A 25,202-nucleotide genomic window follows, 5' to 3' on the forward strand; every position below is an offset into this window, starting at 1 on the left:
AACTCTTTAACTTATAAATATCTTCCTGACACTATTAACGTTTTCGTATATTTTTTAGAAACAGACTACCTTATTTATTTTGGAATTTGCGCCAAACAATATGCACACATTCTCAAATTCCAACATCCTAAACATTTTTCTTTAATCATCTTACCATGGTTAAGTAGGAAACTCATTTTATCAAAATCAAATCCCGAATCCAAACTTCCGATGCACATTTCTGAATCTTCTTCCGAAACTCTTTCACATGGAAAAAATTCACCTTTTGTATCCACAAATAGTCTTCTAACTGCAGGAATGCATGGACCACCATGATGTGTTTTTTTGCCTTCAGCAACATGACTATGTAGCTGTTCATATAATAACTCAATATCTTGCAGTTCTCTTCGCAACAATCGACTTTGTGCATCCCATTTTCGCTTCTCTAATACAGATAAAATCATCTTTATATATGCTAGTCGATGTACTCTGAAATTTTTTTGTGTTATGCGCGACAATGTCTCATCTTTTAAACCAACTGGATTTACATAATTGAAATTCACTGTCCCTGCTTCAAACAGCTCTTCTTCCGAATAAAATCGATATATATTTTCAAGATCTGATGAAGAACTAATAACACAATTAAACAAAACTTTTGAATAGTACTCTTCATTGTAAGCTTTCAGTCTACTCAAATTTTCTAAAATAATGTCAAATGAACCTTTTCCTGTTTTAAATCTTCGATTTATATCGTGACTTTTCTTATCACCATCAAGGCTAATCATAAGATTAAACTCATATTTTACCAAAAATTCTATGACATCTTCTGTCATTAAAGTCCCATTAGTCGTCATAGTAAAAAGAATTTTTTTATCCCCTTTACGTTGTAAAATATAGGAAACACATTTCTTAATCAATTCAAATTCCAGAAGAGGCTCACCCCCATAAAATGATAATGCAAGTTGATCCGCTTTTTCGCTTCTTTTCAAATAAAAGTCTATTGCTTTTTTGGCTGTCTCGAAATCCATCCTATTTGACGTATGGGAACGATTATAGTAGTTTCCAGAATATGCACAATATTTGCATCTCAAATTACACTGCTGAGTTACCTGCAAAATCAGATTGCCCATATAATGTTCTGCCAACAAATGTAAGTTTTCTGTCTCAGGATGCTCAATTTCTTCTATCGCAGTCTCACGCAATAATCCGCTTTTCACAAACCGTCTTAACACTCCATCAGGAACCAATTTTGTCTTTTCCACAGTTTTTAATATCTGATATTCTTCATCATTCACCATAACTACAGAATCCAAAGAACGATCATAAAAATATTTCTGCATTGGTGTTTGAATGCATTTAATTAATACCTTTCCCATATTCTTTCCCCCGTATTTTTATTTTATCTGCGTCAGGACACCTGCATCCATCTCACAGATCGTATCGCAGAGCCATTCGATCTCCAGCATGTTATGTGCTGCGATAAGAATAGTCTTCCCTCGTTCCTTTAATCCCCGCAAAAGCTCGCAGACCTCTCCTGCCCCCTGCTTGTCCAGACCATTAAAAGGCTCGTCCAATATCAAAAGCTCCGGATCTTCCATGATTGCCTGTGCGATACCAAGACGTTCACGCATTCCAAGAGAATACTGTCCTACCTTCTTTTTAGACAGAGGATCAAGCCCTAGGGCACGCATCGTCGCCCTCACATCGTCATCGGAAATACGGTGTTTCAGAGACGCCAGTCTCTTTAAATTCGCAAAACCGCTGAGATCCAGAAAGAAGCCAGGGTTTTCAATGATAATGCCTACGGAATCTGGAAAGTCCAGCTCCTTCCCGATCTGTTTTCCCCCTACGAGCACTGTGCCGCTCTCAGGTTGTAAAAATCCACAGATGCATTTAAACATTACGGTTTTCCCTGAACCGTTAAACCCCATAATCCCATGAATCTTCCCTTTTTCAAAATCATGGGTAATGTTCTTTAATACTTTTTCTTTTTGAAAGGATTTTGTCAGTCCCTTCAACCTGATTGCATATTCCATTTTGCCCTCCATTTATTCGTTTGTCTGCGTAAAAGAGAAATTATAGCCCTTAATTCGGACGGCTGACAAGCCGATCAGCGCTATGATTAATATTGCAAATATGAACATGCTCATCCCGATCCCTGGCAGGTAATCATAACCAAAGCTGTGCATGGGAAAGGTAGCTTGGTTCAACGGAGACAGCCAGCCGCAGAACACGTTCGCCCTATATTCCTGACTTTCTGTAAAATGAAACAGTTTCCGGAAAACATCTGGGTTCAGCAGGAGCCCATACAGACTGACTGCAAAAGCACCGATCACCCCTGCCATATTTCCCGCAGCCAGATTTAAAAACAACATGAGAACTGCGATAAAAAGAGTATATAAAAGTACAAGTCCAAACACTATTGCTGCGCACATATAAGGAGTTGAGCTTTCCATTGTTTTTATGGAAACAGGAACGGTTATGCTCTCCCCACCGCCATAGCCCAACATTGCCGCTGTTTCGCTCCACACATTTCCCGTAAAGGAAAAGGGAGCTCCCATAATTCCAAGCATCACAGCCAAAAAAATATTATAGATCACAGTCGCCAGGATCACATAGATAATCTGACCCGCAAGCCATATCTTCCGTTTTGTGCGTACAAGCCAATACGGAGTTGCCTGACTGATAAATGGCATGTCCGCAAAGAGCAGGATTAAAAGCAGGGAGGACAGCATAACAGAGGATGCATCCCCATATGTCCAAATAAACGGCTCGAATACCTGAAGGATTGTCTCATATTTTATCGCATGGGAAATAATCTGATCCGACAGCATCAGACATAATATAGCTGCCAAAATAAAGGTCATCCAGATCCTCGGACTTTTTTTCCATCCATAGAAATTCTGGCCTGCAATCCAAAAAGCCTGTTTAATATCACGCATACCGCAACCTTCTTTCTATTGCGCACATAAAGATCAGTGCCGTTAAAAAACTTCCAACCGCTAATATAGCAATGCAGAAGATATCATTGTAGTAAATAGACGCCGCCCAATAGCGGGGACTCAGAAAGAATGCTTTTTGATAGTAACGCTCCTGAAATACGGTCAGGACATAATAAAGAATAAAAGGAACGGCATAGGACATATAGCGATTTTTTGTTATGACAGCCGACGTACCGCCAATTAGCGCCCAAAAAGCGCCATTTAAAAACAATCTCAGAAAGCTTACCGCCGTTCTGCCCACAAGCACTGCCATCTCATAATTTCCGTCAATCAGAGAAGGATACTGACCGAACCTCAGTATACAGATTACAAGAAGGAACACCATGGCTAAAAAAGCTGTCAAACCTCCGGAGACCAACAATCCTGCTGCTTTTCCTACGAGATACTGTTTTCTCCCTGAACGGATATAACTGAACAGAAAAAAACGACTGTGCAGCTCAGCCTCCGTATTCTCTCCACCCGCAAAAGCAACGGCAATGGGAACAAACAGAAGCATATTAACGCTGTTCATACAATAGGTGTATGCTACGAACCAGCCTGGTCCTTCTGCAGATCCGCCTGCATTTATGATCTTCTGCAACATCTCATGCTCAGACATCAGGGTAGCCGAAACGATTAGAAAAATCCCCAAAATAAAGCGAATGCTTCGAATATTGTTTTTTATGTCCGTTGCCAACACATTTCTCATACGCTTTTCTCCTCACTTCAAACAGCTATAGACTTGATTTTTTTATTTTTATAAAATCCTAGTTTTTTGCAATAATATCACTATTTGTATAAAACTACACTCCTTATCAAACAACAGTTAAGGACTTGCAAAAACTGTTGTTCCTACTGAAAGCATTGCAACAGCTGTAAAAATTGATAATATTTTAAATTTTCTATTATTCTAAGTTCTACAAATACATAAGCCGCCAGTTAAGTACGATTAGTTTTATTATAATTCAATAAATTCCATCCAACTTTCCACATTTTATTGTACAATTTTACTATTTATATAATAACATGTCAACATTTAATGAACGTTTATAACAAAAAAATGCAGGGCTATAAAAAACTAAAGAAATTGCTCTATTTTACAAAATTATATCCTATTTTTCAATTCCAACTCAATTTTCCCTCAATGTCTTTTTCCTCCAACTTTCGTATGCTTATCTCACAGCAAAGCAGTACCACACCGGTACAGCCTGCTGAATTAATCAATACGAAAATGGAGGTGTTTTTTATGCGAGAACTCAGAAACACAAAAATCATTGCTGTAGATCACGGCTACGGCAACATGAAAACAGCAAATACCGTCACACCAACCGGAATCAAAGCCTATGAAACAGAACCCATCTTCACCGGGAATATTCTGGAATATAACGGCATTTACTACCGGATTGGCGAAGGACACAAAGAATTTATCCCAGATAAAGCTATGGACGAAGAATATTATCTTCTAACTCTCATGGCGATTGCAAGGGAACTGAATGTCTTTTCCATCCGTGAAGCAGACGTTCATCTGGCTGCCGGGCTTCCTCTGACATGGATCAGAAACCAGAGAGAAGATTTCCGTTCCTATCTGCTCCAGAATCCAGAAGTCCATTACCGATTTAACAGCAAAGAGTATCATCTCCGTTTTGTGGGATGCAGCCTTTACCCGCAGGGATATCCGGCTATCGTAAACCGACTTGGAGATTTCAAGGGGACAAATCTTCTTGCAGATATCGGCAACGGAACCATGAACATTCTGTATATCAATAATAAGAAAGCACAGGAAAGCCGGTGCTGGACAGAAAAGTTTGGCGTAAACCAATGCATGATTGCCGCTAAAAACGCTGTTCTGGACAACTTCGGAGTAAAGATTGAAGAATCTACCGTAGAGCAGATTCTGCGGTTTGGAACCGCTGACATTTCAGCGTCTTATCTGGATTGTATTACTGCTGTTGCCAGACAGTATGTCACAGATATTTTTGCCACGCTCCGCAAATATGAATACAATCCTGGCCTGATGCGCCTGTATGTGGTCGGAGGCGGTGGATGCCTGATCCGTAACTTTGGAGCGTATGACAAATCACGAGTTACCATCCTTGATGATATCTGTGCCACTGCCAAAGGTTATGAATCTCTGGCTTATATGAGCCTGAAAAGGAGGGGATAAGCCATGCAGAACCATATCCGCAACACAAACCTGCGATTTAATCTGGACAAAGACCAGCAGCGGAGAGCCTGGGAATATTTACAGACGATGGACAGACAGAATTTTAAATCTTACAGCCAGGTAATCTCCCTTGCACTGGTCGATTATTTTGACCGCTACTACCGCACTCAGGCTGATCCCTATCTGGAAACAAGGGAACGGGAAGAACTTTTTGTGAAACAGATTGTAGAAGCAGTAGAACACAGCCTGAAACAGTCATTGCCGATTTTTCTGTCCGGGCTGACTGCAGGCATGTTGGAAAGGGAATCCCCCATCAGGATGCCCTTTCCAGCTCCTGAAAAAGAACAGCCGGATCGTGATATAGACTGGGATTTTCTTGGAGAATAAACCATTGTGATTGGAGGTGAACACATGACGGACTTTCTGACAGCAGACACAAGCCTGCCATCTTATATGATGTTTCCCCGTTTTCTTCTGGACATGGAAATAAACGAAACTGCCAAAATGCTTTATATGATCCTGCTCGACCGTGCAAGGCTTTCCCAGAAAAATGAGGGCTGGTCAGATACAAATGGTCATGTGTTCCTCTACTTTACGATTGAAGCACTGGCAGAAGTTCTCCACAAAAGCCAGATGACGGTGAAAACTGCTCTGGCAGTACTGGAAAAACAAGAGCTTATCTTCCGAAAACGGCAGGGACCCGGACACCCTAATCGGATCTATGTAAAAATCCCGAAAGAAACCCTCAGCAATACAGACAGAATTCTTTCCTCAAGACAGACAGAAAACTGTCCTATTGACAGACAGGATTCTTTCCCTGATACAGACAGAAAACTGTCCAGTAATAAGAAAGAGATAAAAAAGAACCATTTAACAATAAGAGGGAGTAAAGAGCCACGCTCACCCTATGGAACATTTCAAAATGTTTTTCTGTCAGAGACGGAGCTGGAAAATATCCGGCAGACAATCCCTGACTGGCAGGACTATATGGAACGCTTATCCGGTTATATGGCTTCTACCGGAAAGCAATACCAAAACCATGCAGCTACCATCATCCGTTGGGCAAGACAGGATCATCCTGTTTCCCGGCAACGAAATTATGAAAGTGAGGAATACGAAACATTATGACAACATTTACAGAAAAACCAACAGCTATCACACCAAACAGAGAGCTTCAGTCTGATGAATATTTTAACGAAACAAATCACCTGATCTACTGTTCCAAATGCAATACGCCAAGACAGTGCAGGCATGAATTACAGGGAAAGGTTCTTATTCCTTCCATCCGCTGTAAGTGCCAGCAGGAGATCTTTGAACAGGAGGAAGCCCAGAGAAAACTTCATGAAAAGCAAATGGAAATAGAGCATCTCAAAACCAGCGGCTTACAGGACAAATCACTTTATGACTACACCTTTGCCAAAGATAACGGCAGCAATCCGGAAATGAAACTTGCACACAATTATGTAAGTAACTGGGAAGAGATGAAAGCAAACGCTTCCGGACTTCTCATCTGGGGCGATGTCGGTACTGGAAAATCTTTCTTTGCAGGCTGCATTGCCAATGCCCTTCTGGAAAAAGGCGTCCCGGTACTGATGACCAACTTTTCCCGGATTCTGAATACCCTTACCGGAATGCATTTTGAAGACAGGAATCAGTTCATCCACAGCTTAAACCGCTACAGCCTTCTGATCATTGATGACCTCGGAATTGAACGGAACTCTGACTTTGCACTGGAACAGGTATTCAATGTGATTGACAGCCGTTACCGCAGTAAAAAGCCCCTGATCATAACAACCAATCTCACTTTATCAGAGCTGAATAACGCCGCTGATATCGCACACAAGCGAATTTATGACCGGATTCTGGAGAGATGTGTTCCCATCCGTATCAATAACCGGAATATCCGTCAGGACAATGCAACAGCTAATTTAAAAAAAACGAAAAAAATTCTGTTAGATAATCACACTTCAAACCAGAGTTGAAACAAAGCAGCATCGCACAATAACTATTTTTCACTGACAGTAGTACTACTTTCTTTTCTTATTTATCACCAGAGACATGCCACTGTCAGTTATCTAAAACTATAGTACTAAACCACAAGATTTTAAAACTAAATCGCCCGGATACGGGCATAAAAAGGAGGTGCCAGATATGGCAAATAAAAGAATTATGACACCAGAAGAAAAAGTGCTTTTACAGGCAAAACACAGACTGGAAGAAATCGAAGCAAGAAACCGTAAAAAGGAACGTAATGCCAGAACACGCAGATTGATTCAAGAAGGAGCGATTCTGGAAAGCATTGCTCCACATATTAAAGAAATGGATTTAGATACCCTAAAGCGGGAGCTGATGCTCCGGCTAAGAGGAATGTAAATACACAAGTTCTACTCCCGAAGGGCGCACTTACTCACCACCCGATAAATCGGGCGGTGGTATCCCCTACGGGGCTCGTGCGCTCTGCCGAGGGCTATCCGCTGTTGCAGGCAACATCGAAAGGAGGTGCCAGATATGGCAATTTATCATATGCAAGCCAAGGTCGTCAGCCGTGGTTCCGGGCGGTCTGCTGTCGCTGCATCTGCTTATATGAGCTGTAGCCGCATATACAATGATTACGATGGCATCCAGCATGACTACACCCGAAAACATGGACTGATCTATCAGGAAGTAATGCTTCCCCCTATGGCTCCGCCTAAATGGAAAAACCGGGAGCAACTCTGGAATGCTGTAGAAGCTGCTGAAAAAACAAAAGACAGCCGACTGGCAAGAGAATTTGTTGTCGCACTCCCTATTGAGTTGGATAAAGACAGCAATATTTCTCTTCTTCAGAATTTTATTCAAAAGAATTTTGTAGATATGGGAATGTGTGCCGATTTCGCCATTCACGATACAGATGGTCACAATCCCCATGCACACATTCTACTTACTGTCCGTCCATTAAACGAAAACGGAACATGGCAGTATAAAACCGAAAAAGAATATCTATGCATCAAAGATGGAGAGGAAAAGGGATTTACTGCTTCTGAATTTAAGGATGCTCAGAAAGAGGGCTGGGAAAAACAGTATCGTTATAAAGCTGGGAAAAAGAAAGTATATCTGACTCCCTCGGCAGCACAGGAGAAAGGTTATGAACGTATCGACAAACATCCAAAAAGCACCCGGTATGGCAGACAAAACCCGATTTCCGAACAATGGAACAGTGAGGAACAGCTCTGCCTCTGGAGAGCAAACTGGGCAGATGCCGTAAATAAAATGCTTGCCCTTAATCAGATAAATGCCGCCATTGATCACCGCAGTTTTGCAGCTCAGGGAATCACTGAACAGCCAACCATCCACGAAGGCTACATTGCCCAGAATATGGAAAAGAAAGGCATGATAGCAGACCGGTGTGAAATCAACCGTCGGGTTCGTGCGGATAACAGAATACTACGGGAATTAAAAACACAGATAAAAAAATTGGTTCAAGCTGTCGAAAAATCTATTCCGGTAATTGCAGAAACATTAGAAGCAATCCGCAATCATATGATTTTTACACAATATCATTTACTTCATAATGAAATGCAAAAAGAAGTGATCCATGACTGGATGCAGCATTTTCGTCCTATCCTAAATAAATATGATACCATTAAGAAAAAGCTCAAAGCGAAAGTTACTGAAAAGAAAGAACTAAATGTGCAAAAAAGTAAAACCAGTATTCTAAATCCTTTCCAGCATATAAAGTTAAACCAGCAGCTTACAACCGTAACAGAAGAAATCGAGGAACTGAAATCTGCCAAAGAACAGCTGCTGTTTCAGGCTGAATGCTCCACAGAGAAAGATATGGCGAGCCTTTCCAGAAAATACGACCAGATGGATAAGAATCTGGATATTCTCGATTCTCAGGATATGGCTCTCAAAGAGCAGCTTGAAAAAGATGCTGTCGCTTTCCAAGAGGAAAAACTCCGGCCTAAACCAGAGCAATATACAGAATTACTGGATGCCAGAATCCAGATACGACCTACTTTCCGAGAGAAACTGATTGAGCAGCTCAAAGGTACTTTTGGTGAATATTATGACTATCACTATCGTGATATCGCAACCCATGAAGTGGATGATCTCAATATGGAAGATCCCTATAGCTTCTCTCATCGTACCTGGGAACTTGAATATCAGAGGAAACAGGAATTGCAAAAAAAACATCCTGTTCAATCCAGGCAAAAATCGCACAACACAGAACTATAATGTTTAAACTACTAATATAAAAAATATCCCGTTTTCTCAAAACAGTTATATTGCTTCATCCCAATAATTCACAAACTGCTAACCACCGAGCAAAAGTGAGGCACAAAGTGCGTAAGCATAATTTGATTTCTTTCCGCTTACGCACTCTCTTTTTATCTTGAGCAAAAAATTCCTACTTTGTAAAGCCAACAAATGGGGTTTGGGGGGCTCCCAAAGTGCGTTTGGATATCCAAACGCTATGCTTGCAAAACCAGTTCCACTAATTTCCCTCGATACTCCCTTCTTCTAAAATCAATGATAATTATAACATTGCCAATTTTGTAAAGTAATAATCAACTTAAAATATAGACGACAAACAATAAAACCATGATACTGTTACAAAAAGCAGTAGCATGGTTTCTTTATATTTCATTATAGATTTTCTCTATCTATCATATTTTCTATTGTTTCTGAGAAACAACACTCTTTCAAATCAATACTTTTGTCCATCTTCACAAGATTTGTATATTTCTCATCTGTATAGTGTTTTGATATTACAGCAAATACTTTATATGTAGGCTGTGCTGTTACATCTCTGATGTCCTTTTTCAGCAATGTGTTCGGTACATTTAATTTCGTATTTTTATCTTTTACGAAGCCAATACAACCACATATATTCCCGGCAGCTTTTTCTGTATATAATTTCGGTCCTCGATCTGTAAATTCTCCTATCATTGTTACGTTTTTCTTAATAAGCATCATACGTTCCAATATATCCAATTTTTGCCCCGTAGAGCCATCTTTTGCAAAAACAAAATCATTTTCTGTTAATCGCTTATCCAGGCATTTCTGGTAAAAATGAATTGCAGAAGCTGTCTCTTTTTTATTCAATCGAACTCCTGTCAAATGTAAAAAATTGTATCTATGGAAAACAACTTCATATCCCTGTACAGATGACAAAATCTTATTACTTTCCTGTAATTGCTTATTCACCTCTTTCGGTAAGCCATATAGGAACAAAACCTTCTGATCCTCAAGATGTTCTTTATATAGTTGTGCCGCTTTTGTCATAATCTGAATTGCACGTCTTTTGTCCATAACTTAATCCTTATCCCATAAAATTTAGAGAAGGGAATGTTCACGCCGCAGCACTAAACATTCCCTTCTCATGGTTGATTTTTCCGTTGTCTGCCAACCTCCAGCACCTTCGTCTGGAAAATATCAGGTTTTTCCGTTGCCTGCCAACCTCCGACACCTTCGTTCGGAAAACGTATCAGATTTTAGGTGTCAACCCACCGCTGATGCACAGCTTTTCTAATTACATTTTACACGAACTATGTGGAAAATGCAATTACAATTTTATCTTATGATGCCCTGCTACATTTTATACACTATTTATCTTACATTTCATTCTTGATAAATTATCTCTTTATCCACAATCTCCCTCGCACATACTTGTATATTGTTCATTCTTCCTATCCATTCCAAGACATTTTCCACCTTTAGCTGTTCTGTAATGCCTTGTGCCTGTTTCATCTGTTCTACAAGTCTTTCAAAGCGTTCCTGTGCCTGTTCTTCTATATCAGCCAAATAACCATTCAGCCTGCCGCTTGTAAGCATATTCAGATATAGCAATCTGCGGTATTCCTTCAAATACCGCAAATGTCTTTGTCCCCATACACCGACAACCCTTTGTTCTTCTTCCTTCGGTAAGGTAAGAGCAGGGATAAGATAATCCCCATGTCTGATATAAGTACCGCCCATCTCTTCAAAAATTGTTTTCTTCATTGTCTGTTCTACCTTTCTTATCGTTCTCTATTCATAGATTTTCTTTACGACCGTTCCAATTTTACAGTAACAATAATTCTTCAATTTTCAGTTCACATTGCCCCTCCCGAAGAAGTATGATAGAATAATTCTATTAAATTGAATCGGAGGTGCCACATGGCTATCAGTTCCAACAATATTCAGGTCTATACTACTTTGTCCAAAGAACTGGTTGCTGAGATTGATAAGGATGCAAAAGCGAACTATCGTACACGTTCCCAGCAGATTAACATGATCCTGACCGAGTATTATAAGACTCAAACAACAACCAAACATGAATCCGAGTAAAACACTGAATTGCCTGAAAACACAGGAAATATCAGTGTTTTCTTATGTTTTCCCTTAATTATAAGGTTCATGAGAACCATAATTATTCCCAAAGCTGACGTTTATAACGATCGGTTTTCTCATCTTCACTGCCTGCCGTATCAGGTAATCAATACCCTCCATCAGCTCCGTTGTCCGCGGAAATGAATTTTCCCGTGGATTTCCCATCTTTACCACCAGAAGATCACTTCTATACGCAACGCCTCGATTCACTCCCTCCGATGCTCTCCCATTTCCTGCTGCTATTCCAAGAACTGCTGTTCCATGTCCGCTGAAATCCCCAGACGGAACAAGGCGCCTGCCTTCGGTTTCCCCGAGTGTAAGCGCCTCATCAATTTCTTCCTTCGTATATTCAGTTCCTGATACATAGTTTTCCGGTGGATTTCCAGCTACACTCTGATCCCACAGTCGCAGGATCCGGGTACTTCCATCCTCATTTCTGAAATCCGGATGGAAATAGTCCACTCCGGAATCCACAATACCCACCAAAATCCCCTTGCCGGTTAAGCCATCGGCTCCATTCTGCACCGGCAAAATGCAGCTTGCCTCCCGCTCTTCAAAGGTCTCAAAATAAAGTCTCTTGGGCTTTTCTATAAACTCGATCTGCTCTCTGACTGAGTATGCAGCAATTTCCACTTCCGGCAATGTCACTACTGCATAACCACCAAGCAGCGGGACCACCTGGATCCTCTCACCACCAAGTCCGCTTTCCGGGCCACTGTACTTCACGATCACATCCCACAGCCTGGTGGTGGGATCATATCCCACATTCAGATTTCCCGATTTCGCCCGCTCATGCGGCAGGGCATTCATGGCAAGATTAAGAAGATTCTCTAATTTCTGATCTGGCATAAGGCTTTCATTTCCATTGATACATTTTTTTTATTATATGCAAAACCTTCGTTTAAAGCACCAACCATCTGTTCCAGCATTTCTCTTTTAATTCCGGGAACGAAGCTTAACAACTGACGAAGCGGCATTCCTTCCATCATCGCAGCCATCATTTCCTGATTATTTAAAAAACACTCGGTTTTTCTGTCAGCGCATTTATTTTGCGCTGTAAACTGGAAGAAGGTAAAGAATTGTTGCAATATACAAACAAATCCATCCGTACGATCAGCACCTTTTTATGCCTCTTCAGCCAAACAAAAATACGTAATCTTATCCGATAATATTATGCTGTTGCTTTTTTATCATCTGTCTTCTCAAGCAGCTTCTTCACGCCCTGGATCGCTACCAATACACCAAGGATCAGCAGTAATACTGCAAATACAAGCTGTAAGGTGTTTCCAAGATCCAGCCCTGTTGTTACCAGTGCCTTTGAAAGCTTTGTGATGGTCATGCCAAGCGCTGTGAAGGTAACTGCCATCATGAATACCATCGGGATCCAGAGCATGCAGCCCTGACGTTTTGTTTTCTTTAAGAATACTGCACAGGCTACAAGAGCGAGTACAGATAACAGCTGGTTTGCGGAACCGAACAGCGGCCAGATCTCCGCATAACCTACTTTTGTAAGCATGTAAGCAAGTACCAGTGTGATAACTGTTGCAAAATATTTATTTGTCACCACCTTCAGGAACGGGCTCATGTTTTCCTCATCTGTATCAGAATCAAGGAAAAATTCCTGGAATGACAGACGTCCGACTCTGGCTACAGAGTCAAGAGAGGTCAGTGCAAATGCAGATACTGCAAGGTTGATCAGGGTAAATACCAGTGAATGTGGAAGGCCAACTACAGAAAGGAAGTTTGCGATAGCACCTGCAAAAATCTGCGGCTGTGTTGTAAGCCCCTGTGCTGCTGCCTCGCGTCTGCAAAGGATGCAACTGCGATCAGCGCGATGATGGCAAGCATACTTTCCATCAGCATTGCTCCAAAGGAAACAGGAAGCATATTTTTCTCATTTTTGATCTGCTTGGATGCAGTACCGGAGGATACCAGTGAATGAAAACCGGAAACAGCACCACAGGCGATGGTTACAAACAGGATCGGAAACATGTACTGTCCGTCCACATTAAAGCTTGTAAAAGCTTTCAGGTTACAGGACGGATTGGCTACAAATACACCAATAACTGCGCCAACGATCATAAAGATCAGCAGATAACTGTTCAGATAGTCACGTGGCTGAAGCAGTGCCCATACAGGAGCAACGCTGGCGATCAGGATATATGCAAAGATGATGATATGCCAGGTTCCAAGGCTTACATACATCGGGAAATTAAGTCCCAGTGCAATTGCGGCTACCAGTAATATAATTGCTACTGCAGTGTTGATCCATTTATTGAACTTTGTATATTTAAGGAAAAATCCAAGTGCAACAGCCTCAAATATAAATAACATGGAAGTGGTTGCAACAGCTCCGTTTGCCGCTACCTTTGTAACAGCTCCTGCATCATTTGCGACAAATCCGTTAAAGGTTCCTGCTACAACATCTGCAAATGCGGCAACAACCAGAATACAGAACAGCCAGCAGAATAAAAGAAACAATTTTTTTCCAAGCTTTCCGATATACGCTTCGATGATATATCCGATAGTACGTCCTTTATTCTTTACAGATGCGTACATGGATGCAAAATCCTGCACAGCTCCAAAGAATACACCTCCGATGAGGATCCAGAGCAGAACCGGCAGCCAGCCGAAAATTGCGGCCTGGATAGGTCCGTTGATCGGGCCCGCACCTGCTATGGATGCAAACTGATGGCCAAATACTACATTTGTATCGGCCGGTACATAATCAACTCCGTCCTCCAGCTCATAAGCAGGAGTTTTTGCTTTTGGATCAATACCCCATTTGTTCTGAAGATAACGGCCATACAGAAGATATGCACCTCCAAGAACTACGATGGCTATGATCATCATTGTGATTCCGTTCATAATATCAACTCTCTTTCCTTTGTGTTTTTTATACATGATACAATGACCGTAAAACAGTTATTGCATCAAAAAACGCCCTTGCTATCCTTTCGGATAACAAAGGCGGAATGTTCCGTGGTACCACTTTGTATTATCGTATTTATTGCTAAACGCGACCACTTATTACTGTCATATCAAACAGCCTCTTCTGTAACGTGAAGACTACGTCCCGGCTTACTTAACCTTTCTATTCAGCGGGATGCTCCCAGGTGATATCACAAAATACCTTCTGCCGCTTCTCATCAGCCTGCGGCTCTCTGTAATCCGGCATGCTTTTTGTGGTCTGTCCTGTTCCATACATTTCTCTTTTTTATTTATCTAATGTTTTACTCCTTTTTTTATAAAATTTCAACAAATAATTTATACATATTTTATAAATTTGCATGCGTTTTTTTGTGCAGATTTCAATTTCAAAAATAAAAGGCATCTATTTCTCGCAGAATTTTTCTCTTTACTTTTCCTGAAAAAAATCTGCTATAATAATCCTCGCGCAAATTGAATATGGATTTTTCTGACACTAAATATCGCTTTGGCTGATGTCTGATGGCCGGGGCATATTTGGTGTCTTTTTTTGTGCTGAAATCCTATACAAAGATCCCGGTTGATCCCGATTCCCCTTTTACCAAAGCTCTCCGGTATCACTGCCTCATCCAGGTTCAGCCGCACCAGATTTACATTCTTATTCTCCCGCACCATTTTTTCAAATGGAAAACGGATAATGGATGGGGTGTTAAAACCAACTCCAAACTCCTTGCTTTAGGTCAAGGATTTTTTTGCCCGATCACGAAAAAGCAATAAAAATGCGGCATATATGTAAAACAGATCCATACTCCACTTTATGATCCGTTTTCCGTCACATACGCCGCATTACCCATTATTCAGAAAATGTATATCTTACCATGTATCCTTTTCCATCACCGGTCACGATCACAACCCCGCCGTCGGGATTCTCAATCTTATCAATGATTGGAAATCTTCCTTTTTCTTTGACATAAGCTTCCGGGCTCTCAATCTTTGCTTCAACGATCTCTTGCTGAGAATGGCGATCACCACCACAGGGATTAATAGTTTCAATAATGATCTCGTATTCCTTCATACCCTTCACCTCTTTCATAATGCAGTTTTCCGGTTCCTATACTTATATTTTATCGCAAAAATCCCGGCTCTGCAAAATGTATTCTGCACAAAATATCAGAAGATTTATTGGTGTCTTTCACTATATTCAGGCTTCTTCCGCATCCATCTCTTTTTGGATCTCATCTTCGCTTTCTGCCATAGCCTGAAGTGTCATAGTAAGAAGTTTCGCAAGATCCCAGCCCAGCTGATCTGCGCCTCGCTGGATCACTTCTCTGGAACAGCCTGCCGCGAAACCTTTGCTTTTATATTTCTTTTTCAGGGATTTCAGCTCCATATCCTTGGTACTCTTGGACGGACGCATCAGCGCCGCTGCCCAGATCAAACCGGTGAGCTCATCCGCTGCAAAAAGGACTTTTTCCATCTCATGCTCCGGCGCAGTCTCAATGGTAGCTCCACAGCCAACAGTAATTCCATATCCATGAGAAACCACCGCATGAATGATATCTTCTCCCACACCTGCCTCACGGAGAAGTTCCGGTGCTTTCAGGCAGTGTTCTTCCGGGTAAAGTTCAAAATCAATATCATGGAGCAGACCTACAATGCCCCAGTATTCTGCGTCATCTCCATAGCCCAGCTCTTTTGCATACCATTTCATCACTGCCTCCACAGTCAGTGCATGCTGGATGTGAAAAGGATCTTTGTTGTATTTTTTTAATAATGCAAATGCTTCGTCTCTTGCTATATGTTCCATTTTTCTGTCCTCGATTCTGTTCTACTATCTATCACATCTGTCTTGCTGTACCAGAAAACCATATGTTCTGCCATTCTTCATTGTATTCTGACACAGCCCGATGCATACATTATTCTACAAAGTAGATCCTGCTCTCGTCAAAACGATCCTGCTGCTTCCTGCTCTCTGCCGGATATCCCAGGGCAAAGAGGGAAAAAACTTCCACATTCTCCGGAAGTTTCAGAATATCATGGACCAGATCCATGCGATCCTGCATCGGCGCGATTCCGATCCAAACGCCGCCAAGTCCCAGCGCATCCGTTTCCAGCCAGATATTTTCCTGGGCGATAGACATGTCGATCTGCGCCATGTCCTGCACAACCAGTCCCTCTTTCCGATATACCGGAACGATCACAACCGGCGCACCTGCCGCACATCCGGAATAAGGAGTCGCTTTGGAAAGTTCCCTGATCTTCTCCTTATCTGTCACAACATAAAACTCCCACGGCTGCTGATTACATGCACTTGGCGCCTGCATACCGGCTTTCAGGATCTGAAGGATTTTCTCTTTCTCCACGGGTTTATCTTCATATTTACGGATACTTACTCTGTGAAAAATATTCTCCATGATATTTCCTCCTCGTCTTTATGATCTACATTACTTTTCTGGTTTTATTTTGTCAGTGGGACTTCCACATTCTGTCTCTTTAATCATATCCCTCTCTGACAAAATCCTCTTTGCTCATTTTAACACAGTTTTTTGCAGACGGACAGACCACATTCCTGAAAACGTTTACACAGTATCATATACCCATTTTTTCTTTCTCAGATACAACATACATCCCAGGCACAGCACCAGCTGCAGGATCGAAGAAAACGGTGTTGCCAGCCCGATATCAAACAGCGTCGCACCGGCTCTGCGGCTCATAAACCATGACACCGGAACTCTCACACAGAAAGCACCTATGATTCTGACCATTGCATCGGAGGAAAAAATTCCCGCCAGCACATTTCCATGGAAAAATGACAGGAAAAACATTCCAACACCAATGGCAAAAGAAACCGCCCCACCATTTTCCGGAGAGTCCGGCCGTGGACCCCGATATCCGTTTTATGCATTTCAAAAGGCAGCTCTTTTTTGCGGATAACTCCAAAGGAAACGATCACACTGATGATCTGTGCAAATACAGTTGCAAAAGCAGCTCCTGACGTTCCCATCTTAAATCCCGCACAGAGGATCAGATCCCCTGCAATATTGAATACACATGCAACGGCAACCGTAAACAGCGGCGTTCTGGAATCTCCGATCCCCCTGAAAATACAGCCGATCAGATTGTACGCCACGATACCAGCATACCGCCGCCACAGATCCGCACATAAGCAACTGTTTTGTCAAAAGCTTCCTCCGGCGCATTCATAATGCTGCTTACCTGTGGTGCAAAAATCACAAGCACCGCAGTCATGACCAGTGCGATCACCGTAAACATCACAATAGCCGTTCCTACTGTCCGTCCTCCCTGTTTCCGCTCTCCACAGCCAATCTGCTGTCCCAGGAGCACTGTCGTTCCCATGGCAAAACTGCTCACAAGATTGGTAAGCGTCATCATGATCTGTGATCCTGTGGAAACCGCAGAAACATCCGCAGTATACTATATGCGATTTTTTACGTCAACCTTGATCTTACGCAATTCAGTTTCAAAAATATAATCTCTTTTGTCTGCAGCTGCACATTACGTATCTCATTTATTTTTATATACACCCAGCACATTTTCAATATAATCTGCCATTTCCTGCGCCATCTCAAACTGCTCCGGAATACGGGGATGCCCCGGCGTAGCCACACCGTTTCTGCTGAACAGAAAATGTGAGATCTTCTCATCTTTCACAGAATTTACAACCCGGTCAATAGCATCATCCCAGCTCTTATCATGCTGCAAAACAGTCGTACAGCAGACGATCCACGCCTCCGGATAAACACCACGGAGCTTTTTCAGAAAATCCCCATAGTGACTCCGCCACCTGTCAGCCATCTCACAACAATATGAATAACTCTTCTCCACCTGCGTCACCTGCTCCTGATCCGGTTCCTGTTCGTGAACACAGACACCCTGTGCTTTCTTCTCAGCCTCCACTTTCATATAATCCACCGGATAATTATCATTCTGGCCCAGAGCCACGATCACCACCTGGGGAACAAATTTCGAAAAATCCCACTCCGTCATCTCCCCAAGCATGGTGTTATAATGAATCTTATCCCACGCAGTCTCCATTCCAGTCTGCTCTGGCCTGTGAAACCACCCATGACCATCCATCAGCGCGATCCCGCCCTGAGCAATATCATGAAGTCGCGCCCCAAGCATCCTCGCCGTCATCCAAGGAAAAGAAAACCAGCAATTAGAAAAACCCCCTTCATGCTCCATATCCGTTTTACCAATAAAATCAATCGCCTCCACCGACTCCCCGGCAGAAACCGAATCCCCATAAACCTCAATCCTACGCTCCGAAACCGGAGGCAGCTCAATCAATCTCTCACCATCCCCAATCTCAAACCCCAGAATCTTCAGCTCATGACACCCATCCTGCCTCTTAAAAAACAACACATGATGCACCCCAGACTCATTCTCCGGCACCCTAACCTCAATAACCGTCTCACCGGACTTTTTCAAATAAAACGCCGACTGCACCTGATCCAGAATACACCCCAGATAATTCTGCCAGTACTCATTAAAATTCTCCACATGAATCCTCAGCACCTCCCCTGAAAACCAAAACTCCGCCGAAGACCCCGGAAACACCCAGACCGGCTCCGCCTCCACCCTACAGTCAATCCTCCCTGTATATCGAATCCTCTCATCATTGGCACAAATCCACATAAAATATCCCCTTAACTTTTTGTTTATAGCTCACACATCACTTATTACAGATTATACTCACCATACAGCTTCTGACGCCATTTTACATCCGTCACCACACGCTGCACTTCATCCGACCGCCCCTCCAGAAACAATCGATTGATCAGTGCACTCAATCTTGCTTCACCCTCTGCTTTTCCTTCCGCTTTTCCAATCGCCATTCCTTCCTCGCGAAGCCTCTCAGATTCCAACTGCAAAACTTTTCCACCCATAACCTCGCCAACTCCTTTCCGAACTTTTTCTTTATTCCTGAAAACATAATCCGATATTCTGATAATCAGCCTGTTCAGATCTGTATACAACTCTGACCTCCCGGAAATCGAAATTTCCTTCCCCAGTTTATTACGTATATCTTCATATTCACTTAATAATCTCTGAAGTTTTTCCGAATCTTTCTCTATTATATCCGCAGACTTCTCATATCTCATAATATAAAATGGAAGCAGCATCAGAAGCTTTTTCTCAAAAATACTATCTTTTGTATAATGCTCCACTTTCACAGTTGGAACCCGATATACACACATCTGAGAATCCGGAAGGATTAACTCTACCTCCAGAAAATCCGGTGTCCTTTTTCCGCTTCTCAAATATAGTACGCAAGATCTGGGAAATTCTACGCAATATCTCCCATCAACTTTTTTTCTGTGTTCCAATGCAATCGCAAAGTCATACTCAACCATCCTGACCGCCATTGTTTCATCATCCAGGCTCTGGCATTCAATATGATACAACATATCGCCAATCCTCAGACAGGAGTCGGTAATAATCTCCCCATCTTCCAACTGATGTTCATTACGAAGCTGAACAATCTTAACATCCTCCGGATATGCGGTATGGAACACCTCATTAATAAGCGGAACCACCAGATAAGTCATCTTCTCCACCATTGTCCGGAAAACATCATCGAATATAGTATTGTTGGTCATTAACACTCCTACTGGTATATAAAATTATACCACATCACCCAAACATAAAAACCCCATAAAACGGATTTTCACAAACTCTACAGTAACTCCAAATGGAAAACGCTCCAGAACATGAAGCTCCAAGAATGTCCATACAGACAAAGATCTTATAAGATATAATAACCATACCACGCATCACCCCAAAAATCATCCAAAACTATTCCAAAAATTATCCCATAATCCGACATCCACTCCCGCCAAACCACAAGGAAACTCAGCCTTTCCACCCAGGCATCCAGCGCAGCGCTGATGCCTCATCCAACCCCCGAGCAGCCACCCTAAATCTCCCAACCTGAACACCCAACCGCGAAAGCCACCCAACCCTCCCGCCCTGAATAACCAGCCGTGGAGTGTGCATCGGTTCTGGCTGACTCTGCAGGAGGGGAGCTGATTCTTGGCTGGCGGAAATCTGCGTTGTTTTACAAAAGTTCGCTGTTTGAGCGAAGCGAGTTCGAACTTTTGGAAAACGGTTTTAGCAGAATTCCGGCAGCCTAGAAGCCAGCCCCCGACGAAGCCCCAGCCAGAACCGATGCACACTCCACGGCGTCCTATTCACGTCCTATACTTGCATCCCCCCACCATTTATCATAAAATAAAAACAAAAACCCAAAGGAGGAATCCCCATGTACACCATCGGCCAGGTATCCGAGATGTTCCATCTCCCCGTCTCCACCCTACGCTACTACGACAAAGAAGGCCTCTTCCCCAACCTCAAACGCGAATCCGGCATCCGCAAATTCAACGACCACGAACTGGAAGCCCTCCGCATGATCGAATGCCTCAAAGCCTCCGGCCTGGAAATCAAAGGCATCAAACAATTCTTCGAATGGTGCAACCAGGGAAGCAGCACCTACCAGAACCGCAAAGAACTCTTCGAGACAAGAAAAAAAGCCGTAGAACAGGAAATCCTACGACTCAATAAAACCCTCGATATGCTCAAATACAAATGCTGGTACTACGACCAGGCCATGAAAGAAGGAAACGAAGACAAGATCCGCCAGATGCTCCCGGACAACCTCCCGAAAGACATCCAGCAGCTATACGACAACGGCCACAAATAACTACCACGTCCGCCGCATATAAACAATCCCCGTAACATCTGCCATCACCCAGCCAATGGGAATCGCCACCCAGATTCCCACCTCACCGAACACAACAGAAAGAACATAAGCCAGCAGAACACGAAGTCCCAGGGAGATCACCGTCAGCACAACCGACATCTCCGCCCGCTTGATCGCCCGGTAATAACCATACAGCAGAAACAGACAGCCAATCCCAAGATAAAACGCACCCTCGATCCGGAGATACTTCACCCCCGCAGCAATCACGGCCACCTCTTTCCCACTGACAAAAATCTTCATCAGCGGCCCGGCAAACAGACACACCAGCACTGAGATCATCACACTAAACCCGATACTCATGGCAAAAGCCACCCTGGTACCCTTGCGGATACGCTCCTGATTCCCGGCACCATAATTCTGCGCCACAAATGTAGAAAAGGCATTTCCAAAATCCTGAACCGGAAGATAGGCAAAAGTATCAATCTTCACAGCAGCCGCAAAAGCAGCCATCACCGTAGCCCCGAAACTGTTCACCAATCCCTGGACCATCAGAATACCAAAATTCATCACTGACTGCTGCAGACAGGTCAGAGAAGAAAGATTCACGATCTCACCAAGAATCCCCCGGTCAAAACAAAGCTCCTCTTTTCCAGGCAGAAGATCTTTGCAGGAATGCAGCACATAAATGGTAATCCCGATTCCTGACACATACTGAGCGATCACCGTAGCAAAGGCCGCACCTGCAATCCCCCAGGGAAGAACCGCCACAAACAAAAGATCCAGTCCAATATTCAGGACAGCGGAAACCGCCAGAAAAACAAGAGGCACCGTGGAATTACCAAGAGCCCTTAAAAGGCAGGAAAAAAAGTTATAAAGGGATGTTGCCACAAGCCCTGCAAAGATCACAAGCAGATATGTTTTCATCCCATCGTACACTTCTTCCGGCACCCGCAGGAACCAGAGGATCGGGTCCGTAAAAAGGTACACCAGCACATTTAACAGCACCGTTACACCCATGATCAGTCCAAAAGCATGGACAACAGAAAGCCGCAGCTCCCGGTCACTGCCCTTTCCCTTATAAATCGAAAAAAGAGCACCAGAACCCATACTCAGTCCCAGAAAAACAGATGTCAGAAACGTCATCAAAGTATAGGCAGAACCAACGGCTGCCAGCGCATTTTTTCCAAGCACACGTCCTACGATCAGGGTATCCGCAATATTATAAAACTGCTGCAGAAGATTACCCGCGATCATAGGCAGCGCAAACAGGATCAGACATTTGCCGATCCTGCCTTTTGTCAGATCATAATACATTTTGCTACACTCCATCATCCTCATACGCCAAAAATCAGGCCCCGATTTCTGACATACAGGAAAATGTCAGAGAAACTGAAACCTGATCTTCTTTGTATTTATAATCACAGGAATACCGGGGACGAAATTTTGCCCTGATACTCTACATAGGATTTATGATAAATCTTTCGGAATGATTATGCAACCTTCTTTCTTCAACATGTCTGCGGGATTTTCTTCCTGAAATGATACTTCCGCCTTCTGTCACTGCCAGCACTATCACCACAAAATATAACACCATCTGAAGCCCTCCCACATGTCCGGAAAAATCCATATACGGATTATACCAGTCCAGGATTTTTGCTGTTATGGAAACCAGGCTGCATACAACACAGACATGCAGGAGAATTTTTCTTATTGTGCTTAATATCTTCATAAAGATCCCTCCGTAATAAAAATTCCATCTTCGATCTCATGCTCCGGTTTGTAAGGATCATTGACCACTTTTCCGTTCATTTCCATAAAAGAACAGTGGCCGCCGTCAAGATTATAAGCCACCTTACAGCCAAGATCCTCAAACACCTTTGCCATCTCATCCAGGAACATTCCCCTGGAGTTCTGCTGCCGCCCGTCCACAAGAAGCAGGCAGTAATGTCCCGGTTCAAAATACCCGATGGCAGTCCGCGGATGAGACCGGCGAATGTAAGTCCAGGTCCAGAATTTATCATTCGCCTTTCCATTTGCATCCAGCAGACTTGGCCCAAAGATCCAGCTCTGATAAGCACCTCTGCCGATCAGTTTTTGCTCATCCAGCTGCCCCGGCTGATAGATATCCATTGTTCCGTCCCAGTTGAGAACACAGGTTTCCTCACCGGACTGCTGGCTGCGGTAGATCACACCGTTTCGTATGATCGTACCATTATTCTTATGACGGTTGTTGCTGTAGGAATCTCCGTTGACCGACAATATGGATTTCATTCTTGCAGACATATCCGTAAGTTTTTCCGTATAGCCAATTCCATAGGTATCCTGTGCAAACGCAGTCTGGAAGCAGGTAATATCACCAATATAAATATCCGCCAGCACATAGGAAATTTTACTTCCGTATTTTGCATAACTGCCACCGTGTGTGTTATCCACAGTTCCGGAATCGTACTGATGATGAGAAATCTGAATGGACAGATTGGGACTTGTGTATGATGTATCTGTAGAAACCACTGTATCGGTAAATTTGTCCGCAAATTTCTTATGCCAGTCCTGGGTACTGAGGACCTTTCTTGTCTGTGTAAGTTCTGTTCCATCCGAATTTACAACATTTCCGGATGTTCCTGTCCCATCCTGCCAGGATCCGGAGATCCTGCACCTGGATCTCCTCGGACGCATCCGGTCCTTTGTTGGCAAATTTCTCCACCATCCGCTGGTACTGGCGCAGATTTGCATTCACTCTTGCCACCAGCTCCACCGGGTCAAAAGGCTTCGAAATATAATCATCGGCTCCCAGTCCAAGGCCGTTTCCTTCTTTTTTGTTTCTGGACTCATCGCCTCTGTAAAATTCATCAAATACATAGGGCAGTTTTTCCTCCGGAACACCTACACCATTGTCACGGAAACAGATCTCCACGCCACCTTCTGTTCTTTTCAGGGAAAGTTCTGTTTTCAGCACATCACGTTCTGCATACTTCCGGCTGTTTTCCAGAAGATTGTCAAAAATACGCTGCAGCTGTTCCGGATCTGAATCGACATCCAGGTGAATATCCCCTGTTTCTGCCTGCATCTGCTCTTTTTCCTTATCCAGAAGTTCCTGCTTTCCGTTCACATAATTCCGGATAAAATCAGCAATCTCTATTTTCTGAACAGAAAGGGGCATATTTCCGGTTTCGATCTTTGAAACATAGAACAACTGGTTCAGAAGTCCGTCCATATCTCCGGTCCGACGGTATGCAGCCTGCAAAACTTCTCCTGCATTTCCGGAGTTGCCGCAATGCCGTCCATAAGTCCTTTGATCGTTCCCCGGATGGCAGTCAGCGGCGTACGCAGGTCATGGGAGATTCCGGCGATCATATCTGTTCTGGCTTTCTCATATTTCCGGTTCTTCTCCTGCTCCCGCAAAATGTGCTCCTGCATATGATTAAAGGTGATGCACACATCCTCAAATTCCGCATCTCCCACATACCGGATCTCCGTTGTCAGATCGTTGTGCCGGATGCGGTCTGCACCCTGTGCCAGAAGGTCCAGAGGCTCCATAATATTTTTCTCCAGATTCCGTGTGAAAATCTGGCTGATCAGTAAAAGTACAAGGATACAGATAATTCCATCTGCTCCAAATAAAAGGATAAACTCATTTCTGTGGATTGTCCAGCTTTCCAGAAAATCATCCAGATCTCCGAGAAGTTCCCGGCCATCCTTATGTTGGTATTTTACATTGTCAGAATCCGAAAAATTCGATGTGCCACTTCCATCAATAAGGTCTTCTATAGATGTCTTCAGTTCTTTTTCCACTGATTCCGCATAAATCTTCACCACTGCCAGATTAATAGCCAGAAAGATCAGAAGCGTCACCAGCACCATCAGTGCATTTGAAAGAAAAATCCTTCTTTTTACTGTTCCCTTTTCCATGTTTTCACCCTCCTGCAGTTATTTGGTGTAGAGCTACGCAGCGAAGCGGATTGCGAATATCCGCTTGACGCAAAACGCTTTTGTTCATCTTCCTTATACAGCGTTTTTGTGAACTACTCGGCAACTGAGTTACCAGAGCATCTGAATTAAGGCGGGATACCGC

27 protein-coding genes and 4 pseudogenes are annotated in these 25,202 nt (G+C 43.1%); 8 read left to right on the forward strand and 23 right to left on the reverse strand.

The annotated features are described in order from the left end of the window. Positions 1-74: 74 nt before the first annotated feature. From ccpM to G5B12_RS08845, 4 genes are read right to left on the reverse strand one after another with little or no spacing between them, the layout of a single operon-like run. Positions 75-1,355, reverse strand: a complete 1,281-nt coding sequence (gene ccpM / locus G5B12_RS08830) for a Cys-rich peptide radical SAM maturase CcpM (RefSeq protein WP_015526201.1) — start codon at positions 1,353-1,355, stop codon at positions 75-77. An 18-nt stretch (positions 1,356-1,373) separates the two neighbouring features. Beyond that, the gene (locus G5B12_RS08835; protein ID WP_009245407.1) at positions 1,374-2,015 is read right to left on the reverse strand and encodes an ABC transporter ATP-binding protein; all 642 of its coding nucleotides are present in this window, start codon (positions 2,013-2,015) and stop codon (positions 1,374-1,376) included. A 12-nt stretch (positions 2,016-2,027) separates the two neighbouring features. Further along, the gene (locus tag G5B12_RS08840) at positions 2,028-2,921 is read right to left on the reverse strand and encodes a hypothetical protein (protein WP_005428264.1); all 894 of its coding nucleotides are present in this window, start codon (positions 2,919-2,921) and stop codon (positions 2,028-2,030) included. Next, positions 2,914-3,669, reverse strand: a complete 756-nt coding sequence (locus G5B12_RS08845) for a hypothetical protein (RefSeq protein ID WP_005428267.1) — start codon at positions 3,667-3,669, stop codon at positions 2,914-2,916. The genes G5B12_RS08840 and G5B12_RS08845 overlap by 8 nt, the downstream gene beginning before the upstream one ends. A gap of 537 nt (positions 3,670-4,206) precedes the next feature. Here G5B12_RS08845 and G5B12_RS08850 point away from each other — a divergent pair. The 6 genes from G5B12_RS08850 to mobQ all read left to right on the forward strand — a co-directional run bounded on the left by G5B12_RS08850 (position 4,207) and on the right by mobQ (position 9,342). Beyond that, positions 4,207-5,124: a ParM/StbA family protein gene (locus G5B12_RS08850; RefSeq protein ID WP_009245410.1), complete on the forward strand. Its 918-nt coding sequence runs from the start codon at positions 4,207-4,209 to the stop codon at positions 5,122-5,124. A gap of 3 nt (positions 5,125-5,127) precedes the next feature. Then, on the forward strand, positions 5,128-5,511 hold the full coding sequence (locus tag G5B12_RS08855) for a hypothetical protein (protein WP_005428271.1): 384 nt from the start codon (positions 5,128-5,130) through the stop codon (positions 5,509-5,511). 24 nt (positions 5,512-5,535) lie between these two features. Next, the gene (locus G5B12_RS08860) at positions 5,536-6,252 is read left to right on the forward strand and encodes a replication initiator protein A (protein WP_005428274.1); all 717 of its coding nucleotides are present in this window, start codon (positions 5,536-5,538) and stop codon (positions 6,250-6,252) included. Beyond that, positions 6,249-7,106 carry an ATP-binding protein gene (locus G5B12_RS08865; RefSeq protein ID WP_005428275.1) on the forward strand — a complete coding sequence of 286 codons (858 nt, stop codon included), beginning with the start codon at positions 6,249-6,251 and terminating at the stop codon, positions 7,104-7,106. The genes G5B12_RS08860 and G5B12_RS08865 overlap by 4 nt, the downstream gene beginning before the upstream one ends. A gap of 169 nt (positions 7,107-7,275) precedes the next feature. Further along, entirely contained in the window at positions 7,276-7,497 is a 222-nt protein-coding gene (locus G5B12_RS08870) for a hypothetical protein (RefSeq protein ID WP_005428277.1), read from the forward strand. Between the two features lie 135 nt (positions 7,498-7,632). Then, the gene (gene mobQ / locus G5B12_RS08875) at positions 7,633-9,342 is read left to right on the forward strand and encodes a MobQ family relaxase (protein ID WP_023924145.1); all 1,710 of its coding nucleotides are present in this window, start codon (positions 7,633-7,635) and stop codon (positions 9,340-9,342) included. 411 nt (positions 9,343-9,753) lie between these two features. On the opposite strand, the gene G5B12_RS08880 is transcribed toward mobQ, so the two are convergent. Both G5B12_RS08880 and G5B12_RS08885 read right to left on the reverse strand, forming a co-directional pair. Further along, on the reverse strand, positions 9,754-10,419 hold the full coding sequence (locus G5B12_RS08880; protein ID WP_005428282.1) for a PBECR4 domain-containing protein: 666 nt from the start codon (positions 10,417-10,419) through the stop codon (positions 9,754-9,756). A 309-nt stretch (positions 10,420-10,728) separates the two neighbouring features. Continuing rightward, positions 10,729-11,109, reverse strand: coding sequence for a TnpV protein (locus G5B12_RS08885; protein WP_005428283.1), 381 nt, complete (start codon positions 11,107-11,109; stop codon positions 10,729-10,731). Positions 11,110-11,265: 156 nt separating this feature from the next. On the opposite strand from G5B12_RS08885, the gene G5B12_RS08890 reads away from it, so the two are divergent. After that, positions 11,266-11,436 (forward strand): hypothetical protein, encoded by a 171-nt coding sequence (locus tag G5B12_RS08890; RefSeq protein WP_005428285.1) that lies wholly within the window; start codon positions 11,266-11,268, stop codon positions 11,434-11,436. A gap of 54 nt (positions 11,437-11,490) precedes the next feature. Here G5B12_RS08890 and G5B12_RS08895 read toward each other — a convergent pair whose 3' ends face one another. The 11 genes and pseudogenes from G5B12_RS08895 to G5B12_RS08945 all read right to left on the reverse strand — a co-directional run bounded on the left by G5B12_RS08895 (position 11,491) and on the right by G5B12_RS08945 (position 20,030). After that, positions 11,491-12,327, reverse strand: coding sequence for a S8 family serine peptidase (locus tag G5B12_RS08895; RefSeq protein ID WP_174088069.1), 837 nt, complete (start codon positions 12,325-12,327; stop codon positions 11,491-11,493). Continuing rightward, entirely contained in the window at positions 12,309-12,467 is a 159-nt protein-coding gene (locus G5B12_RS08900) for a hypothetical protein (protein WP_174088052.1), read from the reverse strand. The genes G5B12_RS08895 and G5B12_RS08900 overlap by 19 nt, the downstream gene beginning before the upstream one ends. Positions 12,468-12,649: 182 nt before the next feature. Continuing rightward, positions 12,650-14,346, reverse strand: a pseudogene (locus G5B12_RS08905) (carbon starvation CstA family protein). Positions 14,347-15,259: 913 nt separating this feature from the next. Further along, positions 15,260-15,499, reverse strand: coding sequence for a hypothetical protein (locus G5B12_RS08910; protein ID WP_021977530.1), 240 nt, complete (start codon positions 15,497-15,499; stop codon positions 15,260-15,262). A gap of 108 nt (positions 15,500-15,607) precedes the next feature. Then, positions 15,608-16,213, reverse strand: coding sequence for a hypothetical protein (locus G5B12_RS08915; protein ID WP_021977529.1), 606 nt, complete (start codon positions 16,211-16,213; stop codon positions 15,608-15,610). A gap of 109 nt (positions 16,214-16,322) precedes the next feature. Beyond that, a complete protein-coding gene (locus G5B12_RS08920; RefSeq protein WP_118061831.1) occupies positions 16,323-16,820 on the reverse strand; it encodes a nitroreductase family protein in 498 nt (165 codons plus the stop codon). 165 nt (positions 16,821-16,985) lie between these two features. Next, a complete protein-coding gene (locus tag G5B12_RS08925; RefSeq protein ID WP_174088070.1) occupies positions 16,986-17,144 on the reverse strand; it encodes a hypothetical protein in 159 nt (52 codons plus the stop codon). 11 nt (positions 17,145-17,155) lie between these two features. Continuing rightward, complete coding sequence (locus G5B12_RS08930; RefSeq protein WP_174088071.1) at positions 17,156-17,536, reverse strand: polysaccharide biosynthesis C-terminal domain-containing protein; 381 nt, start codon at positions 17,534-17,536, stop codon at positions 17,156-17,158. Continuing rightward, positions 17,521-17,823 (reverse strand): annotated as a pseudogene (locus G5B12_RS08935) (MATE family efflux transporter); the annotation flags it as partial. The pseudogene G5B12_RS08935 and the gene G5B12_RS08930, both read right to left, overlap by 16 nt. Positions 17,824-17,931: 108 nt before the next feature. Next, positions 17,932-19,065, reverse strand: coding sequence for an electron transporter RnfD (locus tag G5B12_RS08940; protein ID WP_118071806.1), 1,134 nt, complete (start codon positions 19,063-19,065; stop codon positions 17,932-17,934). Positions 19,066-19,109: 44 nt separating this feature from the next. Next, positions 19,110-20,030 (reverse strand): hypothetical protein, encoded by a 921-nt coding sequence (locus tag G5B12_RS08945; RefSeq protein ID WP_021977525.1) that lies wholly within the window; start codon positions 20,028-20,030, stop codon positions 19,110-19,112. Positions 20,031-20,692: 662 nt separating this feature from the next. Between G5B12_RS08945 and G5B12_RS08950 the strand changes: the two genes are divergently transcribed. Further along, the gene (locus G5B12_RS08950) at positions 20,693-21,130 is read left to right on the forward strand and encodes a MerR family transcriptional regulator (RefSeq protein ID WP_021975878.1); all 438 of its coding nucleotides are present in this window, start codon (positions 20,693-20,695) and stop codon (positions 21,128-21,130) included. Here G5B12_RS08950 and G5B12_RS08955 read toward each other — a convergent pair whose 3' ends face one another. From G5B12_RS08955 to G5B12_RS17475, 6 genes and pseudogenes are all read right to left on the reverse strand, one after another. Next, positions 21,131-22,444 carry an MATE family efflux transporter gene (locus tag G5B12_RS08955; RefSeq protein WP_021975877.1) on the reverse strand — a complete coding sequence of 438 codons (1,314 nt, stop codon included), beginning with the start codon at positions 22,442-22,444 and terminating at the stop codon, positions 21,131-21,133. A 142-nt stretch (positions 22,445-22,586) separates the two neighbouring features. Then, positions 22,587-22,859 (reverse strand): hypothetical protein, encoded by a 273-nt coding sequence (locus G5B12_RS08960; protein ID WP_021975876.1) that lies wholly within the window; start codon positions 22,857-22,859, stop codon positions 22,587-22,589. Further along, positions 22,856-23,824: a phosphodiester glycosidase family protein gene (locus G5B12_RS18505; protein WP_244096070.1), complete on the reverse strand. Its 969-nt coding sequence runs from the start codon at positions 23,822-23,824 to the stop codon at positions 22,856-22,858. The genes G5B12_RS08960 and G5B12_RS18505 overlap by 4 nt, the downstream gene beginning before the upstream one ends. A 10-nt stretch (positions 23,825-23,834) precedes the next feature. Continuing rightward, a pseudogene (locus tag G5B12_RS18510) lies at positions 23,835-23,933 on the reverse strand (DNA-binding response regulator); the annotation flags it as partial. Between the two features lie 48 nt (positions 23,934-23,981). After that, positions 23,982-24,344: pseudogene (locus G5B12_RS18515) on the reverse strand (sensor histidine kinase); the annotation flags it as partial. After that, positions 24,329-25,039, reverse strand: coding sequence for a histidine kinase dimerization/phospho-acceptor domain-containing protein (locus G5B12_RS17475; RefSeq protein ID WP_021975873.1), 711 nt, complete (start codon positions 25,037-25,039; stop codon positions 24,329-24,331). The pseudogene G5B12_RS18515 and the gene G5B12_RS17475, both read right to left, overlap by 16 nt. Between the last annotated feature and the right edge of the window lie 163 nt (positions 25,040-25,202).

This window comes from Blautia sp. MSK.20.85, assembly GCF_013317245.1.
GTDB lineage: Bacteria > Bacillota > Clostridia > Lachnospirales > Lachnospiraceae > Blautia_A.